Below are 18816 nucleotides of genomic sequence, written 5' to 3'. Positions count from 1 at the left end.
AGACATGGCGATCCAAATACTGATGCCCGCCCTTTCGCCCACGATGGAAGAAGGCACGCTGGCCAAATGGCTGGTCAAAGAGGGGGATACGATCACCGCCGGCATGATCATCGCCGAGATCGAAACCGACAAGGCGACGATGGAATTCGAAGCGGTGGACGAAGGCACCATGGGCAAGCTGTTGGTTGCCGAGGGCACCGAGGGTGTGAAGGTCAACGATGCCATCGCGGTGCTGCTGGAAGACGGCGACAGCGCCGATGCAACCGGCGACGCGGCCCCGGCCCCCAAGCCTGACGCCAAGACCGAGGCCCCCACGGCGGAAAAGCCCGCCCCTGCGGCCCCGGCAAAGGCTGCGGCCCCGGTGGCACCGGATTGGCCCGAGGGCACTGCCATGAAGTCGATGACCGTGCGCGAAGCCTTGCGTGAGGCGATGGCCGAAGAAATGCGCGCCGACGACTCCGTGTTCCTGATGGGCGAAGAAGTGGGCGAGTATCAGGGCGCTTACAAGATTTCTCAGGGCTTGCTGGATGAATTCGGCGCGCGCCGGGTGGTCGATACGCCGATCACCGAGGCGGGCTTTACCGGCCTTGCGGTGGGTGCGGCCTGGGGGGGCACGCGCCCGATCCTTGAGTTCATGACCTTCAACTTTTCGATGCAGGCGATTGACCATATCGTCAACTCAGCGGCCAAGACATTGTACATGTCGGGCGGTCAGATGCCCTGCCCGATCGTGTTCCGCGGGGCCAACGGGGCAGCCGCCCGCGTCGCAGCGCAGCATAGCCAGTGTTATGCCGCGTGGTATGCGCAGATTCCGGGGCTGAAAGTGGTGATGCCTTACACCGCCGCCGACGCCAAGGGCCTGCTGAAATCCGCGATCCGCGACAACAACCCGGTGGTGTTCCTTGAGAACGAGATCCTCTATGGTCGGTCGTTCGACGTGCCGGATCTGGCGGATTTCACCGTGCCCATCGGCAAGGCCCGCACCGCCCGCGAAGGCACGGATCTGACCATCGTCAGCTTTGGCATCGGCATGACCTATGCGCTGGAAGCCGCCGAGCGTCTGGCCAAGGACGGGATCAGCGCCGAGGTCATCGACCTGCGCACCATCCGCCCGATGGATACCGAGGCGATCCTGACCTCGGTGCGCAAGACCAACCGTCTGATCACCGTCGAAGAGGGCTTCCCGCAGGGCTCGGTTGGCAATTTCATCACCAGTGTGGTGATGGAGCAAGCCTTTGATTACCTTGATGCACCCGTGATAAACCTGTGCGGCAAGGACGTGCCGATGCCCTATGCCGCCAATCTTGAAAAACTGGCACTTGTGACGACCGATGAGGTTGTCCAGGCCGCGAAAAAAGTCACCTACCGCTGAGGAGCGCGCCATGCCCGTGGAAATTCTGATGCCCGCGCTGTCGCCCACCATGGAGGAGGGCACGCTGGCAAAATGGTTGGTCAAAGAGGGCGACACAGTCACCTCGGGCCAGATCATCGCCGAAATCGAGACCGACAAGGCAACGATGGAATTCGAAGCCGTTGACGATGGGGTGATCGGCAAACTGGCGGTTGCCGAGGGCACCGAGGGGGTGAAAGTGAACACCCTCATCGCCGTGCTGTTGGAGGATGGCGAAAGCGCCGACGACATCGCGGCTGCCCCCGCCAAGACGGCACCCGCCAAGGCCGAGGCTGCCAAAGTCGAGGCTGCCAAAGTCGAAGCCCCGAAGGCAAGCGCGGCCACCCCGGCCAAGGCGGCACCCGCCGCCCCGGTTGCGGATGGCAAGCGGATCTTTGCGTCGCCCCTCGCGCGCCGGATTGCGGCGGACAAGGGGCTTGATCTGGCGTCGCTCAAGGGCTCCGGGCCGCATGGTCGCATCGTCAAAGCCGATGTCGAGCGGGCCAGCGCGGCACCCAAGGCGGCTCCGGCGGCGGCGGCAGCGCCCGCTGCGGCCCCCGTTGCGAAGGCTGGCATGGCGACCGGTGCGAGCGCCGAAACCGTGATGAAGATGTTCGAGGGCCGCGCGTTTGAAGAGGTCAAGCTGGACGGGATGCGCAAGACCGTGGCCGCCCGCCTGACCGAAGCCAAGCAGACCATCCCGCATTTCTATCTGCGCCGCTCGGTGCAGTTGGACGCGCTGATGAAATTCCGCAGCCAGTTGAACGGACAGCTGGAATCACGCGGCGTCAAGTTGAGCGTCAATGATTTCATCATCAAAGCCTGCGCCATGGCGCTGCAAAAAGTGCCCGAGTGCAACACGGTCTGGGCCGGCGACCGGATGCTGCGGTTGAAGCCGTCGGATGTGGCGGTGGCCGTGGCGATCGAGGGCGGCCTGTTCACCCCGGTGATCAAGGACGCGCATCTGAAATCGCTGTCGGCCATATCGGCCGAGATGAAGGATCTGGCCACCCGCGCCCGCAATCGCAAATTGTCCCCCGCCGAATACACCGGCGGCAGCTTTGCGATCTCCAATCTTGGCATGATGGGCATCGAGAATTTCGACGCCGTGATCAACCCGCCGCATGGCTCGATCCTGGCCGTGGGTGCGGGGATCAAGCAACCGGTGGTCGGCAAGGATGGTGCGCTGACCGTGGCAACCGTGATGTCGATGACCTTGTCGGTGGATCACCGGGTGATCGACGGCGCGCTGGGGGCGGAATTTCTGGCCGCGGTGATCGAGAATCTTGAGAACCCGATGGCAATGCTGGCCTGAGAGGCCAAGCCTGACACAATGCGAACCCGCGTCACCCCGGTGTGACGCGGGTTTTTCATTGGCAGGCGTTGCCGGTTGTGGTTCATTCACCTGTGAACAATTGAACGGATCGCGCATGCAGGCAACACTCCGCCAAGGACGCTCAACGGCAAGCGTCGGCATCCTCTTGATGTGTGTCGGCGTTGCCATGCTGTGCGTGAATGACGCGATCGCCAAGACGTTGACCGCCGGATACTCCCCCGCGCAGGTGCTTTTCATCCGCAATATCATCGCCCTGCCCTTTGCCATTCTGGTCGTACTCAGGTTCGGCGGGCGCAAGGCGTTGAAATCCTATCGGCCCGCCGCCCATTTGTTGCGCGGGTTGATCTGGCTCTGCGCAGCTTTGCTGTTTTTCACCAGCCTCAAATATCTGGCCTTGGCCGAGGCCACGGCGCTGATCTTCGTGGCCCCGGTGTTCATCACCGCCCTGTCGGCGCTGGTGCTGAAAGAGGTCGTCGGCTGGCGGCGCTGGTCGGCGGTTTTGCTGGGTTTTGCGGGCGTGTTGATCGTTGTGCAACCGGGTGGCTCGACGTTTCAGATGGCATCGCTTTTGCCCGTCGCCACGGCGCTGTTTTATGCGATCTTGATGATCAGCGCGCGCTGGGTCGATCCGCGCGAAAGCGTCTGGACCTTGATGCTCTATCTGGTCGGTGCCGGGGCGGTCCTGGCGGCGTTTTTGATGCCCTTCGTCTGGGTTCCGGTGCTTGTGCAAGACCTGTGGCTGTTCGTCGGCATCGCGTTTTTCGGAACGGCGGGCATGACAATGATGACCCAGGCCTTCCGCTTTGCACCGGCGTCTGTGGTCGCACCTTTTGACTATACGGCGCTGATCTGGGCAACGTTGCTGGGCTGGATCTTTTGGGGTGAGGTGCCGGCCTTGGCCACTTATCTGGGTGCAGCGGTGATCATCGCCAGCGGCACCTATATTGTGTGGCGAGAGCGGGTTGCCGCGCAAGCGTCAGACTAGCGCCGAAAAGAGACGCCCGGCCCGTGGCGCGTCTCGATTGGCGCTAAAGCGGGGATTGGTCGTCAAACTGGTGGTTCATCGAGATGGACGGCTGCGGACAGCCCGCCTCACCGATTATCCGCGCGGGCACCCCGGCAACCGTGGCAGAGGGCGGTACATCGGCCAGAACCACCGAGCCGGCGGCGATCCGCGAGCAGCACCCCACTTTGATGTTGCCCAAAACCTTGGCCCCCGCACCGATCAGCACACCATTGCCGATTTTCGGGTGCCGGTCGCCATCTTCCTTGCCAGTGCCGCCCAATGTGACCGAATGCAGCATCGAGACGTCATCGCCCACGACTGCGGTTTCGCCGATCACGATCGAATGGGCGTGGTCGATCATGATACCCTTGCCGATCCGGGCGGCGGGGTGAATATCGACGCCGAACATCTCGGAAATGCGCATTTGCACAAAGGACGCCATGTCAACGCGCCCGCTGTTCCACAGCCAATGCCCGATACGGTAGGCTTGAACCGCTTGATATCCCTTGAAATACATCAAGGGCTGCAAATAGCGGTGGCACGCCGGGTCGCGGTCATAGACTGCCAACATATCCGCGCGCGCCGCCTGACCGAGCCAGGCGTTGTTGGCATAGGCCTCATCGGCGATTTCACGCAGGATCTGCTCGCTGATTTCCGGTGATTTCAACTTGAGCGCAAAGCGGAACGCCAGCGCGCATTCCATGGTCGAATGGTGCAACAGGTTGTTGTGCATCACACCGCCCATCAACGGCTCGTCACGGACGACGTCAAGCGCCTCGCTGCGGATACGCTGCCAGACAGGGTCCAGCGGCGCGACGTTCGACTTGAGTTCTGGCATTGGAGCCTCCGTGCGTTCAGACTCTCGAAGATAGAGAAAAACGCGCGATTTTCCAGTGGGCTACCGTGGTTTTCCGGGGTCAGGCGGCGAATATCGCGCCAAAACCACGTCAATCATCAACGCAAAACAGGCGAGATACTCGGGATCACCGGGGGAAATCGGGTCGGCACCGGGTCTGTTCAGCGCCACCGACAGCAAGGTGCCATTGCCGAATCGCGGGTGCGGACGACCGGTGTTCTGCCGAAAGCGATCCGCGAGCCGCGCCTGCGCGATCATGGTTTGCGCCTCATGGGGTCGTGACGCTGCGGGTGCCGCCATGAGCACCCGCGCCGCCGCCATGAGATCGGTTTGTGTGACGGGTCGCATACCCGTCAACCGGGCACCGAGAGGCTGGCAAACAACCCCGGCCCAAAGGTGCCGGACAGTTGCGCCACCGACAGGGTAAACGCGCCCGCCACCCCATCCGCGGCTTGATCCGCGTTGGAGTAAACATAGTGCGGCACCGATACCGGGACTTCGCGCACGACGGTTCCATTGTACAGGACGCGCACCAAATAGGCCTCGGATTCCTCGGAAATCGGCACGTCATAGCCTTCCCAACTGTCACCACCCAACCGGGTGCGCCGGGTCCACGCCACCGACAGATCGGCCCCCGGCGTGACCCGCGAGGCCCGCAGATGGGCCGGTGCGTAGGGTCGCAATCCGATGCCCTGAAACGCCTCGACGCTTTCCACATAGCTTGGATCATCATAGGCCAAGGCCGCAGAGCCGATGCGCCAGCGCCGAGCGACGCCGCGCATGGATTGCGCAAGATCAACCTGAGTCACGGCGCTATCCAGCAGAACCACCAGCGACTCGGGCGCCCAGGCCGACGGGATCAACGGGTCAGTGCCGAATTGCCCGCGCAACAGCCCCGACAAACGCCAGACACCCGGTTCCAGCAGCGTGGCTTGGGTGAACTGGAACAATTCCCAATCCGCGCCCGTACCGATTGCCGCCAGATTCGCACCACCGAGCAATTCTCCGACTTCGGCCGAGGCCAGCGCGGTGCTTTGCGGAAAGATCACCTCGACCCCCGGCCCGCGTTGCCAAAGGGCATGGGTCGCGGTGAACAAAGGCGTCCGCGTGACACCAATGGTCGCGCGCAACCCCTTGGTGGTGTTCAGCGAAAACGCGCCGCCATCCATCGGCGCATCATAGACCGCCACGGACCCCGGCCAAGGCCGCCCGGTCACCGCCAGATGCGGCGCGTGCGGCACCTCGTCGCCGCGCATCAACGGCAGATCGAGGAACAAGGGCAGCACCGGCACCGCAGCTTGGAACGCACCCGCCTGCGGCAAGTCATCCGACCCTTCGGTATGACGGTACAGCCCCGGCTCGATCCGAACCGCTTCGACGTCGCGCGTGCCGGTCAATTCCATGCGGTCGATGCGATACAGCCGCCGCGCACCGTCGTGTTTGAGTGACACGACATCGCCCGCGCCCAAGGTCGAGGACGGCGGCAGGCTGAAGCGCGCGACATCGCGCGCCACGCGCGCCTCGGAAAGCCAGCGTTTGACCGCGGTTCGGGCCTCGCCCCGCGTCAAGGTCACCGCCAATTCGCTATTGGCGACATCGCCGCTGACCTCGTCGGGCATCACCGCCTCGGCGCTGCGGGTCTCGAATTGCCCCTCGGCCTCGATATAGGTCAGGCGCAGGCGGCCGGTTTTTTCGGCCTCTGGCCCACGGGTTACGGACAAATCGCCGCCGTCGCGCGCGGCAAGATTGCCCTGCTCCAACGCCACCGGATCGCGACCGTCGCGCATCCGAAAGATCAGTTTTCCATCGCGCTCGACCGCCTCGACGCCATGCGCCATCATCAAAGGCTGCAAGGCCGAGCGTCCGGTGGCGGTCGAGGCCACGGCATAGCCGCGCACCACGCCATAGAGGCCGCTGACATCATAGGCGGTCACGCCGGCACGCTGGCACAGTTCAGCGATCACCGCCGCAAGCGGCTGATTGGTTGCGCGCCCGGTCAACCAATGCCCTCGCAGCCAGTTTTCACCGTCGGACCACAGATCGACATTGCCCGGAAACCACGGCCAGGGCCGCGCGTCCCACGCCCAGGCGTGGCTGCGCGACCAATCCACCATTGCGCCCGCGTAGACGTCAGACGCCGGATTGTTGGCCGGGTCCGTCCAGTATGCGTGCTGCGAGAGCAGATATTGCATCTGCATCAGATCATCCCGCTGCCCGGTCGAGAAATACGGTGCCGCCGATTCCGAGGATTTCGCATCGAGGAACACGTTCGGCTGATTGGCCCCTTTGTCGATCGCGGCACAACCGTATTCGGTGAACCAGATCGGTTTCGAGCGTGGCTCCCAATCCGTCGGATCCTCGGCGCGCACCCCGTTCAGGCGCTCGGTGTGGCGGTTTTCCCACCAGGCGCGCAGGTCCTTGTAGCGCCAGATCCACGGCTCGCCCTCGCCATCGGTGATGTCCTCGCGGTGCTGGCCGTCACGGGCTTTGGCATCGGGGTAATACCAATCGAACCCCTCGCCGCCCGCGATATTGGCGTGCAGATAGGCAGGGTCATAGGGCGATTTCCAACCGGCTTGCGCATCAAGATGCGACTCGCCGTCGCGCCAATCGGCGGCGGGCATGTAATTGTCGATGCCGATCACATCCAGCTCGGGATCGGACCACAGAGCATCGAGGTGGAAATAGCGGTTCCCCTCGCCTGCGTTATAGCCGAAATACTCGCTCCAGTCGGCGGCATAGGTCAGCTTGACACCCGAACCCAGAATGGTGCGGACGTCGTGCAGCAGATTGATCATCTGCGCAACCGCCGGAAAGCTGTCGGCATCGCCGCGAATTTGGGTAAGCGCACGCATTTCAGAGCCGATGCAGAACGCCTCGACGCCATCAGAGGCCGCACAGAGCGCTGCATAATGCAGGATGAAACGGCGATACGACCATTCCTCCGGGCCGGAATATTGCACCGAACCGGGGCTAATGGTGAAATCAGTTGCCTGCACGGTGCCAAAGAACGCGGCGACCTCGGCATCGGCGGCTGCGCTGCGATCAGGCGTGCCGACCTGTCCCGGCGCCTTGCTCAAGGTGATCCGCCGCGCCACGGCAGAACCGGCTGATCCTCCGCATCGGACCACGGATCCGGCAGACCATTGGCCGCCAGTTGCTCCATCAGCAGGAACGGGTAGAACACCACCGCCTGCCCCGCGTCGTTCATCGCCTTGATCGCCTGCAACACCGACGCATCCGAGGGTGTGCCGCCGTAAACCGGGTTGCCGGCCGAACGCGCCACTTCGTCTGCGGTCGCACGATCAACGCCGCTGACCGACCAGGGTTGCTCTTTGCCATTGGCCGAGTTGTATTCCACTTTCGGCTTGATCACGCAGCTTGAACACCGCAGATCATCGCCGAACCACGACGAAATCAGCAACCCGGATTTGACGGCGGGCAGTTCCGTTTGCAGCGCCGACAGCGCCGTCGGGAAATCGGGCTCGCCTGATGGAGAGTTCACGTTTGCTTGCCGACTCGAGGTTTGCAAGAACCCAAGAATATCGGATGAACCGCTGCTTTCCGTTACCAGAACAGGCTCGGTCGCCAAGGTGTATTCGCCGGAACCGGGCATCCAGGCCACACCCTGAATGGCCTGTTGCAGCGTCGTCTGCCCTTCGGCTTGCGCGGGGCGAATAACCTCGAACGCAAAGCTGGGCAGTCGGTTGCCATAGGGCCCAAGGTCGAGGTCTTCGATCACGACATAAGCCGTGCCACGATAGGCCGGCGTTTTATCCGGACCGAGAACCGCCGAGATCTTCGGGTCCGGCATTTGATCCGCAGCGCCGGTATAAACGCGCATGTTCAGATCTTTGGGCGCGATCTCATCGCCATACGCCCACATCCGGCCAACCCCGGCGATCTCGCCCTCACACAGCGCAATGGCGAGGCTGACGATATAGCGCGACTCTTCGGTGACGCGCGGGCCAAGGCCGCCTTTGGTGCGGCGCGAACGGCCCTGTACTTCTTCAAAGTCAGAGGCCCAGATCACATGCCCGGCGACCCGCATCCGCCCCCAAAGCACTGGCAGGGCAACACCCTCGCCGGCACCAGTAACCTGCAAGCGTTGGATACGGCCCGTTTCAACCGCACCGGATCCGCCCAACAAACGTTGGTCGATCAAGCGGCCCAGGGTTGCCCCCACCGCACGGCCGATCACCATCCCGGACAGCCCGAGAACCGCGCCACCGATGTTGGCACCAAGTGCCGCTCCGGCGGCGGACAAAAGCAACGTCGCCATTTGCAGGCTCCTTCACATCAAGACAGGTCAAACCGCGCCACAACGCGGCGCGCCCAAGGCGGGCTGAGCGGGCTTTCAACCACGCCATGCCCGCTATAAGCGTGGATGAATTTCGGGCTGGCACCCGCATCACTGAGGATCCCCAGGTGCTTGGCGACACTGCCGGCGCGCATCCGAAACAGCAGCACCTGCCCCGGCTGCATCGCGTCCGGGGTCGGCGTCAGATGCTGCGCCAAAGCCGCCCACAGGGCCTCGTCGCCGCTGGTTTCCGACCAGTCCGGACCATAGGCGGGAATGGCGCGCACCTCGGGGCCATGCAGCGCGCGCCAGATACCGCGCACCAACCCCAGACAATCGCACCCCGCCCCCAGAACCGAGGCCTGGTGCTGATACGGCGTACCGATCCACGCCCGCGCCGCTTGCACAGCGGCGCGGCGCAGATCGTCGCGTGTCCGTTCAGTCATCCGAGTCGCCCGCATGCGGGGTCGCCATCAACCAATCATCACTGGGGACATGCGGAAAGCCCTGAAAGTTCAACTGGTTGAGGAATTTCAACCGACAGGTCTCAAAGCGTTTGTCGCAACCCGCTTCGATCCGGATCGTATCGCCAACCGCTGGGGTCGCACCCGGGGCCGCCCATAAATGCAAGCGGCGCGCGCCGTCCAGTTTCTCTTCGCGGCGCACCGAAGCCCGCAAGCCATGGGCGGCGCCGGTGACAAACCGCACCTGGCCATCCACAAACCAACCGGCCGCGAATTCGGGCAGCTCCGGCACGGTCAGGATCGCACCGTCCTCAGCAATTTCTGACACCGCCACCTCCGCCGAAAATCCGGTCTGCCCCACGTCGAATCCGCAAGCGCCATCGCCCAGAACTGCGGGGCACATCGTGCCAAAAACGCGCCCGCCCGATTGCGACAGGGCCTCGGTGAGGCCGCGCAGTTCCGCGCGAAATGCGCCGCCCGCGCGGGTGATTTCCCCCAAAGAGCCGCGAAACAGCATGCGACGGGCGGACACATCGGCCCAATCCACTTCCCAGATGGTCAGGGCCGCGCCATCATAGCGCCCGGCCAGGATATCTTCTTCGCGTAAACCCGAATGACTGAGCGCGCCCGCCGCTTCGGTGTTATCCACCGCAAGACCAGTGGCCTGCACCACGGCGCTGGCGCTCATGCCGGTGCCCGCACGGAATACCAAGCTGTCAAACGTCAGATCGCGGTCATGGTCGGTGAAGCCCATGACGGTGCCATCCCGCCGTTCCAGCGCCCAGGCCCGGGCGCGTGTCGTGGTCAGATCGGTCATTGGCGCACCTCAACCACGGGAACCTTGGGCACATCGCCCGCCTGAAAACTGGCGACCGAAACCTGGATCAGGTCGGTGTCAAAACGCACCGGCACGTCGAATTCATAGCCGACAGTGATCTCGGCACCAACTGCAGGCGGCGAGTCGAAGGTGATGAGCCCGGTTGCCAGATCAACCGACCACGCCAGGCTTTCGCCAACCTCGGTCCCGGCGATTGCCGCCAGCACGGTTCCGGCGACGGGTTTGGTGATTGTACGCACCGTTTCCCAGTCGCCCGAACGATAGGTTTTCGTCAGTTGGAAGGTCTTGCGGGCACCGTCACCATACCCCAAAGACTGATCGAGCGCCGTGACGCTGCGCGAGGCGCGGCAGGATTTGAAATCCGCCCAATCCTTCCAGCGAAAGCCATGCAGCATCGCCTGACGCGCCTCGAAAAACGCGATCAACCGCTCGACATCATCGAGCGAGCGTAGGCCAAGCCCGGCATCATAGCGACGCCGCGCCTGCGCCCAGGGCGTGTTGCGTTCCTCGAACCCGTTGGCCAGCGTGACAATCTCGGTGCGCCGCTCCGGCCCGCCGAGAGACCCAAAACTCAGGTTCGCGGGAAATCTGATTTCATGAAAGCTCATTGTTCAGTAGTTCCTTTGGCCTTGCGTCAAGAGACGCTGCATTTGCGCCGCGATTTGCGACTGGCTACGCTGAAAGCCCGAAACGTCGGGCGTTGAGACGTTGATCACCACATTCATCGCCCGCCCACCGCCGCCTGCCGCGCGCACGCCCAGGCGGCCATCAGCCCCACGGGTCAGCGGCATGATCGCCTCAGGCCCGGCCTCGCCCATCAGGCCTGTGCCGCCCCGCATCGGAAAGGCAACCGGCGACGACACCACGCCGCCTTGGGCAAAGGGCATCACCCGGCCCTGACTGAACGACGCGCCATTGGCAAAGGGCAAGGCACCGCCCATCATGCTGCTGATCATCGAGGACATCGCCCCGCCCAGCGCCGATTGCACCGGCCGCATGGTTGCCGAATAGATCGCATCCGAGATCGAACGCCCCAGCGAGCGCATCGCATCCGACAGGCGCATCCCGTCAAACACCACGCCATCAAAAGCCTTGCGCAAGCCGCTGCCCAGCGACCGCGACAGACCGGTCATTTCACGGTTTGTCTCGATCAGGCTGCGCCCCATGTCTGCAAGACCGGAATCGAGGCTCGACACCATATCCGAGGTCGCCGCCATCCGTGCTTCCAGCTCTGCCAGTTGCACGGCCAGTTCGTCCATTGCCGCCATCATCCGTCTCCGTTTTCTGCGGTGCTGTCTGGTCCGGAAACTGCCGCAGCAGGGCCTCCAGGCGATCCCGCGTAAAGCTTCCCTCGGCGGTTTGATCCCGTCCCAGCATCAGCATCAGTTCGATGGGCGTCAGCGCCCAGAATTCGGCGGGCTTCAGCCCGAGGCCATGCAGCCCCGCGCTCAGCAAACCCGGCCAGTCCAATCCGCTTGGTCGTGTCACGCGCGGGCCTCTGGCAAGGCAAAGGCCAAGGCCAGCAACCGCGCCGCCGCGCGCGCCGCCGCCACCGCGCCGCCCTCGATATCGGCGTGCAGCAGATCGTCGGCGTTGGTGCTCTGGCCCGCGCCATGCAGCCCGGCCAGGATCAACGCCATCACATCACGCGCCGAGAACGCACCGCCCTCGAATTTCTCGACCAGCGCGACGAGGCTTTGAGCCCCGAGCGCGCCTTCGAGTTCGGCCAAGGCCCCCAGCGTGAGTTTCAACACCCGCCGCTCGCCATTGATGACCAGCGCCACCTCGCCCGCATAAGGGTTGCTCATGCCTCAGGCTCCGCCGGAGGCTGATCACCACCGTCGCCCATGTAATCCAGCGGCGCGGCGGCCCCGGCGGTTGCGGCAACGAATTCCAACGCCCCGGCCGAGGCCAAGGACAACTCATACGTCGCCTCGCCGTTATACGAGCCGGCGTATTCGATGCTGGTGATCTGGAACGCGCCCTCGACGGTGCCGAAATCCGGGATGATCACCTGAAAATCCGGAATTTCGCCGTTGAAGAACACGGCGCGCGCCCGTTCATCCGTCGCCGCATCGCGGAACACGCCCGAGCCCGAGATCGACGCCGCCTTGACACCCGCGCCCGCCAGCAACTCGCGCCAGCCGCCCAGGCTGTCGAGACTGGTCACATCGACCGTCTCGGCGTTGAAGCTGATGCGCGATGCGCGCAGCCCCGCGATGGTTTCGAACTGACCCGCTCCGGTCATGTCCATTTTGATCAACAGATCCTTGCCGCTTTGCACCGCCATGGCAGGCACTCCTTATGTCTATGAATTAGCCTTCGATACGCACGCGGAATGTCAGGTCGATCCGGCGGATACTGCCGCCCTCGACCTGCCGCGCACGCGCTTGATGAAACCAGATCGCCACGACACGCCCCGTGCTCAGGGCTGGCTGCATGTCGGGCAGAATCTGCGAAATTCGTGCCGCGGCACTTTTGGCAACCAGGAACCCCGAGGCGTCACTGACCACCGCTATCCCCACCCGGTGCTCTGCGCCCGGCCCGGTGATATCGGAGCGGTCGATGGCATCCTCGACGCCAAGCACGCCATAGGTGCCCTGCGGCGTTCCCGGCAGCGGCGCGTCATGCACGCCCCCCGGCAACAACCCGGTCAACGTGGGATCATTGGTCAGCATGTCGTACAACGCCTGCTGCAGGGCGGCGGCTGATTGATAGCTCATGCGGGCACCTCCTCGCGGGCGTGGCACAACAGATAGGCGCCTTGGGGATCGGCCTCGGAGACCGCCAGAATGGTGAACACACGGCTCCCCTCGCGCAGGCGTTGATCGGGGCGCGGGCGCTGTGGGCTGCCTTGCGGCGCGGCGCGCAGATAGATGCGGAAACTCATGCGCCCCTCGGGGGCAATCGCGCCGCGTTGTTGCGTGCCGGACCCGGCGCGCAACTCGGCCCAGAGCGTGCCCAGCGCGGTCCAGCTGGTCGTGTAGCCGCCCGCGCCATCGGGGGTCGTTGCGACCTCCTCCAGCACCATCGGTCGGTTCAGGGCATAGGCCATCAGCGATGCCCCCCTGCGGTGATCCGAACAGGCACCCAACGCGCGATCAGCGCCTCGACGGCACCCGGCAACGCTGCGTCACCCTCGGCGCGGTTTTCATAAAACTGCGCGGCCAGCAGCATCACCGCCTGGCGCAAGTCATCCGGAACTGCGTCCCAGATCGCGCCAAAAGCCGGCGGTGAAATCAACCTCGGCGGAACCCTTGGTGGGCACCATTGGCAGAACCGCACCTGTCGCCGCGACCTGCGGGCGGTGCCGCTCGGTCACCAGGCGATAACGCGACGCCTCGACCACGTTGGGCGTTCCCGCCACATCGCGCAGGGTCAGGGCCGTGATCGCCGAGACCGGGGCCACCGGCAGGGCCTGTGCATCGGCCCAGCGCCACCGCGGCAGGGTCAGCCGAAAGCCGCGTGTCATCAGGGCCTTGCCGGTGCGCGCCTCGATCACCGCAATGGCTGCGCGCAGATACTGGATCAGCAGCGTGTCTGCGGTCGCCTCGTCGGCAAAGCCTGCGCCCAGACGCAGATGCGCGCGAAACGCTGCAACGGGCAGGTCGCCGTCATCTACCAAACTGGTTTCAATCAAATCCATGCTTGCCTCCTTGGCGCCACTGGGTGGCTAGATCTTTGGGGCTGAAAACCGGCGCAGGCGCGTCCCCGTACCGCTCGCACGGATAGGGAGCAGCCGGACGATACGAGGCGAAAAGCCCAGAGGGCCCGCCGTTCACGCCTGCGCCGCCATCGAACCGACCCCGCCCTTGGGGTCGGCCCAATCTTGTGCAGTCTCAGGGCGTTACGAGACCGAGAACTTCAGCAATTTGATCGCGTTGAAGTCCGTCACATCGCCGCCGACCCGCTTGGTGGCATAGAACAGGACGTGTGGCTTGGCGCTGAACGGGTCGCGCAGCACGCGCAGATCAGGGCGCTCGGCGACGGTATAACCCGCGCGGAAGTCACCAAAGGCGATGCCGTGGGCATCGGCGGCAATGTCGGGCATATCCTCGGCGATCAGCACCGGGTAGCCCATCAAGCGCGCGGGCTCGCCTGCGGCCAGGCCGTCCGACCACAAGAAGCGACCATCGGCGTCCTTCATCTTGCGCACCGCACCGGCGGTTTTCGAATTCATCACGAAAGCCGCATTGGCGCGGTAACCCGCCTCCAAGGCATAAACCAGATCGACGATGGCATCGGCTGGGTTGGTGCCGTCAAAATCGCCAGCGGCGCCCGTTGCAACATAACCCAACTGCCCCCAGACCGCCGTGTCATTGGCGGCAATCGTGTGGTTCAGGATGCCGCGCGGCTTGTCCACGCCGTCACCGGCGATAAAGGACGCAGCCTCGGCGCGTGCAAACTTCTGCGCGATGCGGTCGGCCAGCCAGCCCTCGACGTCAAAGGCGCTGTCTTCCAGCAACCGCTGGCTGGCCTTTGGCATCGCTGACAGCTCGTGCAGCTTGATCGAGATGCGATCAATCGCGGCGCTGCCGGTTTCGGCGATCGGGCCTGCTTCGGTCGCCCAACCGGACCCGACATCGCCGTGGTCGACCAGCACATCAAACGAGCCGGCTTCGACCTGCACAACGCTTGCAATTGCCCGGATCGAGGCCGAGGCATAAAGCACGCCCTGAATCCGCTCGGAGGTTTGCGGATCCACAAGATAGCCACCCTCCGAGTTTACGGCGGTGTTCATGCCCTTGCCTTCCAGCACGATGCCCCGCAGCGCGTCGTCGTCGCCGCTGCGCAGATAGGCGTCGAACGCCTTCAGGTGCAGGCCTTGGCCAGCGTCGGATTGCGCCAGCACGGGGCGCGCGGTCTTGGTGGTAAATTTACGGTCCAGCATGGTCAGTCGCTCGTCCTGTTTTTTCAAATTGCCCGTTACATCTGCGCGGAAAGATTTGATTTCGTTCACAAACCCCTCCATCGCAGTCTTCAGTTGCGCCGCCTCGCCGACCGGCTCTTGCGCCTCGTCATTGCCCTGGCCGAATTGGATATCGGAGCCGGGAAAATCGCTGCTGTTCATGTCCATCCTTTCTGGGTTGTCCTGGTACGGCAGGCCGCACCACGGCACCCGCCTCCACCGCACAGGCCGAAAGCCCGTGCGCTGTCTGTTGTGAAACGCATGGGGTTCAGCGTTTCAGCGCGCCTCGCGCCTCGTCCAAGCCCTTGGCAAACACCGCCATCAGGCTTTCGCCACGGGTGTCTTCCTTGGCCGAGACCCGCGCCACCGGCAGCATCGGGAAGGTCACCAACGACACCTCCCAAAGCTCCAATTCATAGAGCCGCCGCCCGCCGCCAGTCTGTTTTTCCGCCCGAAGCGTGCGGTAGCCAATCGACAATCCGTCGACCGCACCCGCCGCCATCAGCGCCGCCGCCTCGCGGCCCTTGGCCACATCGGTCAGCAGACGGCCCCGGACCCGCAATCCGTGCGTATCCTCGACAACTTCATCCCAGACGCCAATCGGTTGGCCCTGATCGTGTTGCCACAGCATCCGCACCCCGCCGCCGGCCTCGGTCAGCCGTTTCAGGCTGGCGCTATAGGCACCGGGCATGACGATATCACCGCCGCGATCCTTGACGCCAAACACCGACGCATAGCCCCGGATCAGCGATCCGTCGGACAATGCCACACCCGGTTGGGTGAATTTTGTTTCCAGCCCTGTCATCGTCTCTCCTCAGATCCGTGCCACCAAAAGAGCCAGCGCCCCGTGCACCAGCACGCCCGACGCCACCCCGTAAACCACCAGCCACAAGCGCCGCTCGATACGCTCCAGACCCTCTTCGATGCGGCCCAGCCGATACTCCATGCCGGCGCGGCGCTCGATGTCGACGCGCTCCTGGGCATCAATCCGGGCCTGTGCGAGGTCAAAGCTGTCATAGAGAAACCGAGACCCGCCGACTGAGCGTTTCTGCGCCGTCATGCACCCTCCGACCGTGGCGAAAGCCCCAGAAGCGCGCGCTTTTCGGCGTCAGACAAGAACTCGGCCTCGGCCACCCGGCGCCAATGTTGATCGCGCTCGATCGCCAAGGCGGGCACTTGATCGAGGTCAGGTTTCAGCTCCAAAGCCTCGCCGACGTAACCCGACAGCCAATGCGACAGCGAATCCGTGACCTTGGCCGCCAAGGGCAGCACCGTCAGACGATAGAACCCGCGATTGGCCTCTTGGTAATTGGCGTAGGTCGCATCACCGGTGATCCCCAGCAGCATCGGCGGCACCCCAAAGGCGAGGGCAATCTCGCGCCCGGCGGCCTCTTTGGTCTTGTGGAATTCCATATCCGAGGGGCTGAAGCCCATGGGCTTCCAGTCCAGGCCGCCCTCCAGCAACATCGGCCGACCCGCATTGCGCGCGCCCTGATGATGCATCTCCATTTCTTCCTGCAACCGCTCGAATTGCTCGGGCGACATCGAGGTCTGACCGTCCGAACCGCGGAAAACAATCGCCCCCGACGGCCGCGCGGCATTGTCCAGCAACGCCTTCGACCAGCGGCTGGCACTGGTGTGCACATCCAACGCGGTCGCGGCGGCCTCGATGGGCGACAGCCCATAGTGATCGTCCAGCGGATGATAAGAGCGCACATGGCAAATCGGCGACGGGCCATCACCGGCCACAAAGCGATGCTTGCGACCCCCTACCGCGTATTCATAGCCCGCAGGCCAGCCGTCGGTGCCCGGAATGACGCTCATGCGGTCAGAGCGCAGCACATGCAGTTCGGCGGGCAGTCCGGTCTCGGACCCGGCGACCGCCTCGATATAGGCGCTGCCAGAAAGCAGGATCTGTGCATAGACCGCCTCAAGAAACTCGGCGCGGCCTTGCGCCGGATTCGGGCGTCGCAGCAAGCCCAGCAACGGGTGCTGGTCATAGCGGCGATCGCAGTCTTGCAAGACCATTGGCAGCGCGGCTGCTGCCTCGGAAATCAGACGAACCGCGCGGAAGCCGACCGGATTGCCCTGAAACCCGGCGCGGGTCAGCGAGACGGTATCGCGCGCCGTCCAGCGTGGCTGTGTTGCCGCCTGAATCGCTGCCATCCGCCCGACTGCTCCGGCCGTCAACGGCCCAACAGCCGACGCCTTGGCCTCGGGAGCTGCCACCGGCTTGCGTAAGAAATCGAACATGCATTGCCTCCTTGTCGCGTGGCACCCGTGATTGCCTGGTGCCTCGGCCTTGAATGGAGTTATCGCGTCAAAAGCTTGCCATTCCGGAAGGGCACCGCGCGGTGGTCCGTGCTGGAGCGCAACACAGGAAAAAAGGGGGCGTTGCCCCCCTCGCCGCTGCGCGGCTCACCCCCCAGAGTATTTTTGGCAAGATGATGACGATCAGAGCGAACGCACGCGCGGGCGGCGCCATTTGGCGGCTGGCTCCAGCATCAGCTCGTGCAAGGCCCAGACCAAGGCATCCAGCCGATCCGGGCTGCCGGTGCCGCGAAAGCCTTGGGCGGTCATTTGCGCCATTTGCTCTTCCAACGGGCCGAGCCCGCGCAGATGCTTTACCCGGCCTTGCTCATATAGCGCCGCCACGGGTTCCGCCCGCGCCGACTTGCCGCGCGTCGCGTGCACGCCCCGATAGGGGATCAGCGGGTCCACTTGTTGCAGGACGCTGGCCACCAGATCGCCGCCCTGATTGACCTCGGCCACCAGTTTCTCGGCACCGTGGCGTTGCATCGCCTCAATCGCCGCATTTGCCCAGTCTGTCGGACTAGAGGCCCGAATGCTGGCGTCCTCCAGTACATAGGCGCGCCAATCCGCCACCGGCCCCTGTGTGACCGCGCCGACGACCACGATTCCGCAGAGATCCGAGCCTGCGTGCCCGGTCACCGCCGGGTCAAGCGCGACGACCACGCGATCAACCGCCGGAGCCTTGTCGATGCGGCACCCGTCCAACAAGGCCTGCGGGAACAGCGTGCCCTCGGTGTCATCCAACAGCACGCCTTCCAGTTCCTGCCGTCCCAAGCGTGTGCCGCCATAGCGCGTCTCGATCTCGGTCAGGAAACTGTCGGCCAACCAGGCGCGATTGGCTTGGGTCGGCGCTTGCGTCAGAACGGTCGAGGGGTTCTTGAGCAACCCTTTCAGGGTCGCCTGCGCGCGCGGCGTCGTTGTCACCACGCATTGCGGCTGATCGCCCAGGCGCAGCGCAAATTGCAGCATGTCCCAGACCTCATCGGCCTTTTTCCACTTGCCCAATTCATCCGCCCAGGCCGCATCGAATTGCGGCCCGCGCAGGGCTTCGGGCTCGTGCGCCGAAAAACACTGCGCCACGGCGCCGTTGGGCCAGACCAGACGACGGCGTGTGGCCTCCCATTTCGGGCGACGATCGGGCGGCGAGCAGGCCAGAATGCCGCTGTCGCCAAAGATCATCACTTCGCGCACTTGATCATGAGTTTCGCCAATCAGGGCGATCCGTTGCGCGCGGCCGGGATCACGCGGCCCCGCGCCCTCGACTTGTGCGCGCACCCATTCGGCTCCGGCGCGGGTTTTTCCCGCACCACGTCCCCCCATACAGACCCACGACCGCCACGCGCCTTCGGGCGGCAATTGGTGCGGCATCGCCCAGAACTCGAACAGCCAGGGCAGCGCCAACAA

20 protein-coding genes and 2 pseudogenes are annotated in these 18816 nt (G+C 64.2%); 3 read left to right on the top strand and 19 right to left on the bottom strand.

Annotation, left to right across the window (positions count from 1 at the left end; translation table 11 throughout):
* The first annotated feature begins 4 nt into the window (after positions 1-4).
* The 3 genes from VDQ28_RS11680 to VDQ28_RS11670 all read left to right on the top strand — a co-directional run bounded on the left by VDQ28_RS11680 (position 5) and on the right by VDQ28_RS11670 (position 3711).
* Positions 5-1372, top strand: coding sequence for a pyruvate dehydrogenase complex E1 component subunit beta (locus VDQ28_RS11680; protein WP_323036100.1), 1368 nt, complete (start codon positions 5-7; stop codon positions 1370-1372).
* 10 nt (positions 1373-1382) lie between these two features.
* Positions 1383-2705: a pyruvate dehydrogenase complex dihydrolipoamide acetyltransferase gene (locus VDQ28_RS11675; protein ID WP_323036099.1), complete on the top strand. Its 1323-nt coding sequence runs from the start codon at positions 1383-1385 to the stop codon at positions 2703-2705.
* Positions 2706-2820: 115 nt separating this feature from the next.
* On the top strand, positions 2821-3711 hold the full coding sequence (locus VDQ28_RS11670; protein WP_323036098.1) for a DMT family transporter: 891 nt from the start codon (positions 2821-2823) through the stop codon (positions 3709-3711).
* Positions 3712-3754: 43 nt separating this feature from the next.
* Here VDQ28_RS11670 and cysE read toward each other — a convergent pair whose 3' ends face one another.
* From cysE to VDQ28_RS11570, 19 genes and pseudogenes are all read right to left on the bottom strand, one after another.
* Positions 3755-4570, bottom strand: coding sequence for a serine O-acetyltransferase (gene cysE / locus VDQ28_RS11665; protein ID WP_323036097.1), 816 nt, complete (start codon positions 4568-4570; stop codon positions 3755-3757).
* Between the two features lie 60 nt (positions 4571-4630).
* Positions 4631-4936, bottom strand: a complete 306-nt coding sequence (locus VDQ28_RS11660; RefSeq protein WP_323036096.1) for a hypothetical protein — start codon at positions 4934-4936, stop codon at positions 4631-4633.
* Positions 4937-4941: 5 nt separating this feature from the next.
* Positions 4942-8870, bottom strand: a pseudogene (locus VDQ28_RS11655) (baseplate multidomain protein megatron).
* Positions 8871-8887: 17 nt separating this feature from the next.
* Entirely contained in the window at positions 8888-9334 is a 447-nt protein-coding gene (locus tag VDQ28_RS11645; RefSeq protein ID WP_323036093.1) for an NlpC/P60 family protein, read from the bottom strand.
* The gene (locus VDQ28_RS11640) at positions 9327-10169 is read right to left on the bottom strand and encodes a DUF2163 domain-containing protein (RefSeq protein ID WP_323036092.1); all 843 of its coding nucleotides are present in this window, start codon (positions 10167-10169) and stop codon (positions 9327-9329) included. Before VDQ28_RS11640 ends, VDQ28_RS11645 begins: the two co-directional genes overlap by 8 nt.
* Complete coding sequence (locus VDQ28_RS11635; RefSeq protein ID WP_323036091.1) at positions 10166-10798, bottom strand: DUF2460 domain-containing protein; 633 nt, start codon at positions 10796-10798, stop codon at positions 10166-10168. Before VDQ28_RS11635 ends, VDQ28_RS11640 begins: the two co-directional genes overlap by 4 nt.
* Positions 10799-10801: 3 nt before the next feature.
* Positions 10802-11407 carry a phage tail tape measure protein gene (locus VDQ28_RS11630; protein WP_416349425.1) on the bottom strand — a complete coding sequence of 202 codons (606 nt, stop codon included), beginning with the start codon at positions 11405-11407 and terminating at the stop codon, positions 10802-10804.
* Complete coding sequence (locus VDQ28_RS22595) at positions 11325-11678, bottom strand: phage tail assembly chaperone (protein WP_416349373.1); 354 nt, start codon at positions 11676-11678, stop codon at positions 11325-11327. The genes VDQ28_RS11630 and VDQ28_RS22595 overlap by 83 nt, the downstream gene beginning before the upstream one ends.
* Positions 11675-11998 (bottom strand): gene transfer agent family protein, encoded by a 324-nt coding sequence (locus VDQ28_RS11620; RefSeq protein WP_323036089.1) that lies wholly within the window; start codon positions 11996-11998, stop codon positions 11675-11677. The genes VDQ28_RS22595 and VDQ28_RS11620 overlap by 4 nt, the downstream gene beginning before the upstream one ends.
* A gap of 74 nt (positions 11999-12072) precedes the next feature.
* Positions 12073-12480, bottom strand: a pseudogene (locus tag VDQ28_RS11615) (phage major tail protein, TP901-1 family); the annotation flags it as partial.
* Between the two features lie 25 nt (positions 12481-12505).
* Positions 12506-12913 carry a DUF3168 domain-containing protein gene (locus VDQ28_RS11610; protein WP_323036088.1) on the bottom strand — a complete coding sequence of 136 codons (408 nt, stop codon included), beginning with the start codon at positions 12911-12913 and terminating at the stop codon, positions 12506-12508.
* Positions 12910-13245 (bottom strand): head-tail adaptor protein, encoded by a 336-nt coding sequence (locus VDQ28_RS11605; protein WP_323036087.1) that lies wholly within the window; start codon positions 13243-13245, stop codon positions 12910-12912. Before VDQ28_RS11605 ends, VDQ28_RS11610 begins: the two co-directional genes overlap by 4 nt.
* Complete coding sequence (locus tag VDQ28_RS11600; protein ID WP_323036086.1) at positions 13245-13382, bottom strand: hypothetical protein; 138 nt, start codon at positions 13380-13382, stop codon at positions 13245-13247. The genes VDQ28_RS11605 and VDQ28_RS11600 overlap by 1 nt, the downstream gene beginning before the upstream one ends.
* A 1-nt stretch (position 13383) precedes the next feature.
* Positions 13384-13836, bottom strand: a complete 453-nt coding sequence (locus VDQ28_RS11595; RefSeq protein ID WP_323036085.1) for a head-tail connector protein — start codon at positions 13834-13836, stop codon at positions 13384-13386.
* Between the two features lie 201 nt (positions 13837-14037).
* Complete coding sequence (locus VDQ28_RS11590) at positions 14038-15261, bottom strand: phage major capsid protein (RefSeq protein WP_323036084.1); 1224 nt, start codon at positions 15259-15261, stop codon at positions 14038-14040.
* A gap of 106 nt (positions 15262-15367) precedes the next feature.
* On the bottom strand, positions 15368-15904 hold the full coding sequence (locus tag VDQ28_RS11585; protein ID WP_323036083.1) for an HK97 family phage prohead protease: 537 nt from the start codon (positions 15902-15904) through the stop codon (positions 15368-15370).
* Between the two features lie 9 nt (positions 15905-15913).
* Complete coding sequence (locus VDQ28_RS11580; protein WP_323036082.1) at positions 15914-16159, bottom strand: GTA head formation protein, RCAP_rcc01685 family; 246 nt, start codon at positions 16157-16159, stop codon at positions 15914-15916.
* Positions 16156-17352, bottom strand: coding sequence for a phage portal protein (locus VDQ28_RS11575; protein ID WP_323036081.1), 1197 nt, complete (start codon positions 17350-17352; stop codon positions 16156-16158). Before VDQ28_RS11575 ends, VDQ28_RS11580 begins: the two co-directional genes overlap by 4 nt.
* Positions 17353-17553: 201 nt before the next feature.
* Positions 17554-18816, bottom strand: coding sequence for a DNA-packaging protein (locus VDQ28_RS11570; RefSeq protein ID WP_416349372.1), 1263 nt, complete (start codon positions 18814-18816; stop codon positions 17554-17556).

It is taken from the genome of Pararhodobacter sp. (genome assembly GCF_034676545.1).
Classification (GTDB): Bacteria; Pseudomonadota; Alphaproteobacteria; order Rhodobacterales; family Rhodobacteraceae; genus Pararhodobacter.
This window is presented reverse-complemented; position numbering and strand designations above follow the sequence as displayed.

Bases quoted from the DNA above. Each gene is read 5' to 3' on its own strand.
- VDQ28_RS11620 (WP_323036089.1), bottom strand. From the start codon at position 11,998: ATGAGCAACCCTTATGCGGGCGAGGTGGCGCTGGTCATCAATGGCGAG.
- cysE (WP_323036097.1), bottom strand. From the start codon at position 4,570: ATGCCAGAACTCAAGTCGAACGTCGCGCCGCTGGACCCTGTCTGGCAG.
- VDQ28_RS11660 (WP_323036096.1), bottom strand. From the start codon at position 4,936: ATGCGACCCGTCACACAAACCGATCTCATGGCGGCGGCGCGGGTGCTC.
- VDQ28_RS11610 (WP_323036088.1), bottom strand. From the start codon at position 12,913: ATGAGCTATCAATCAGCCGCCGCCCTGCAGCAGGCGTTGTACGACATG.
- VDQ28_RS11605 (WP_323036087.1), bottom strand. From the start codon at position 13,245: ATGGCCTATGCCCTGAACCGACCGATGGTGCTGGAGGAGGTCGCAACG.
- VDQ28_RS11585 (WP_323036083.1), bottom strand. From the start codon at position 15,904: ATGACAGGGCTGGAAACAAAATTCACCCAACCGGGTGTGGCATTGTCC.
- VDQ28_RS11635 (WP_323036091.1), bottom strand. From the start codon at position 10,798: ATGAGCTTTCATGAAATCAGATTTCCCGCGAACCTGAGTTTTGGGTCT.
- VDQ28_RS11675 (WP_323036099.1), top strand. From the start codon at position 1,383: ATGCCCGTGGAAATTCTGATGCCCGCGCTGTCGCCCACCATGGAGGAG.
- VDQ28_RS11580 (WP_323036082.1), bottom strand. From the start codon at position 16,159: ATGACGGCGCAGAAACGCTCAGTCGGCGGGTCTCGGTTTCTCTATGAC.
- VDQ28_RS11590 (WP_323036084.1), bottom strand. From the start codon at position 15,261: ATGAACAGCAGCGATTTTCCCGGCTCCGATATCCAATTCGGCCAGGGC.
- VDQ28_RS11575 (WP_323036081.1), bottom strand. From the start codon at position 17,352: ATGTTCGATTTCTTACGCAAGCCGGTGGCAGCTCCCGAGGCCAAGGCG.
- VDQ28_RS11595 (WP_323036085.1), bottom strand. From the start codon at position 13,836: ATGGATTTGATTGAAACCAGTTTGGTAGATGACGGCGACCTGCCCGTT.
- VDQ28_RS11680 (WP_323036100.1), top strand. From the start codon at position 5: ATGGCGATCCAAATACTGATGCCCGCCCTTTCGCCCACGATGGAAGAA.
- VDQ28_RS11645 (WP_323036093.1), bottom strand. From the start codon at position 9,334: ATGACTGAACGGACACGCGACGATCTGCGCCGCGCCGCTGTGCAAGCG.
- VDQ28_RS11640 (WP_323036092.1), bottom strand. From the start codon at position 10,169: ATGACCGATCTGACCACGACACGCGCCCGGGCCTGGGCGCTGGAACGG.
- VDQ28_RS11670 (WP_323036098.1), top strand. From the start codon at position 2,821: ATGCAGGCAACACTCCGCCAAGGACGCTCAACGGCAAGCGTCGGCATC.
- VDQ28_RS11630 (WP_416349425.1), bottom strand. From the start codon at position 11,407: ATGGCGGCGACCTCGGATATGGTGTCGAGCCTCGATTCCGGTCTTGCA.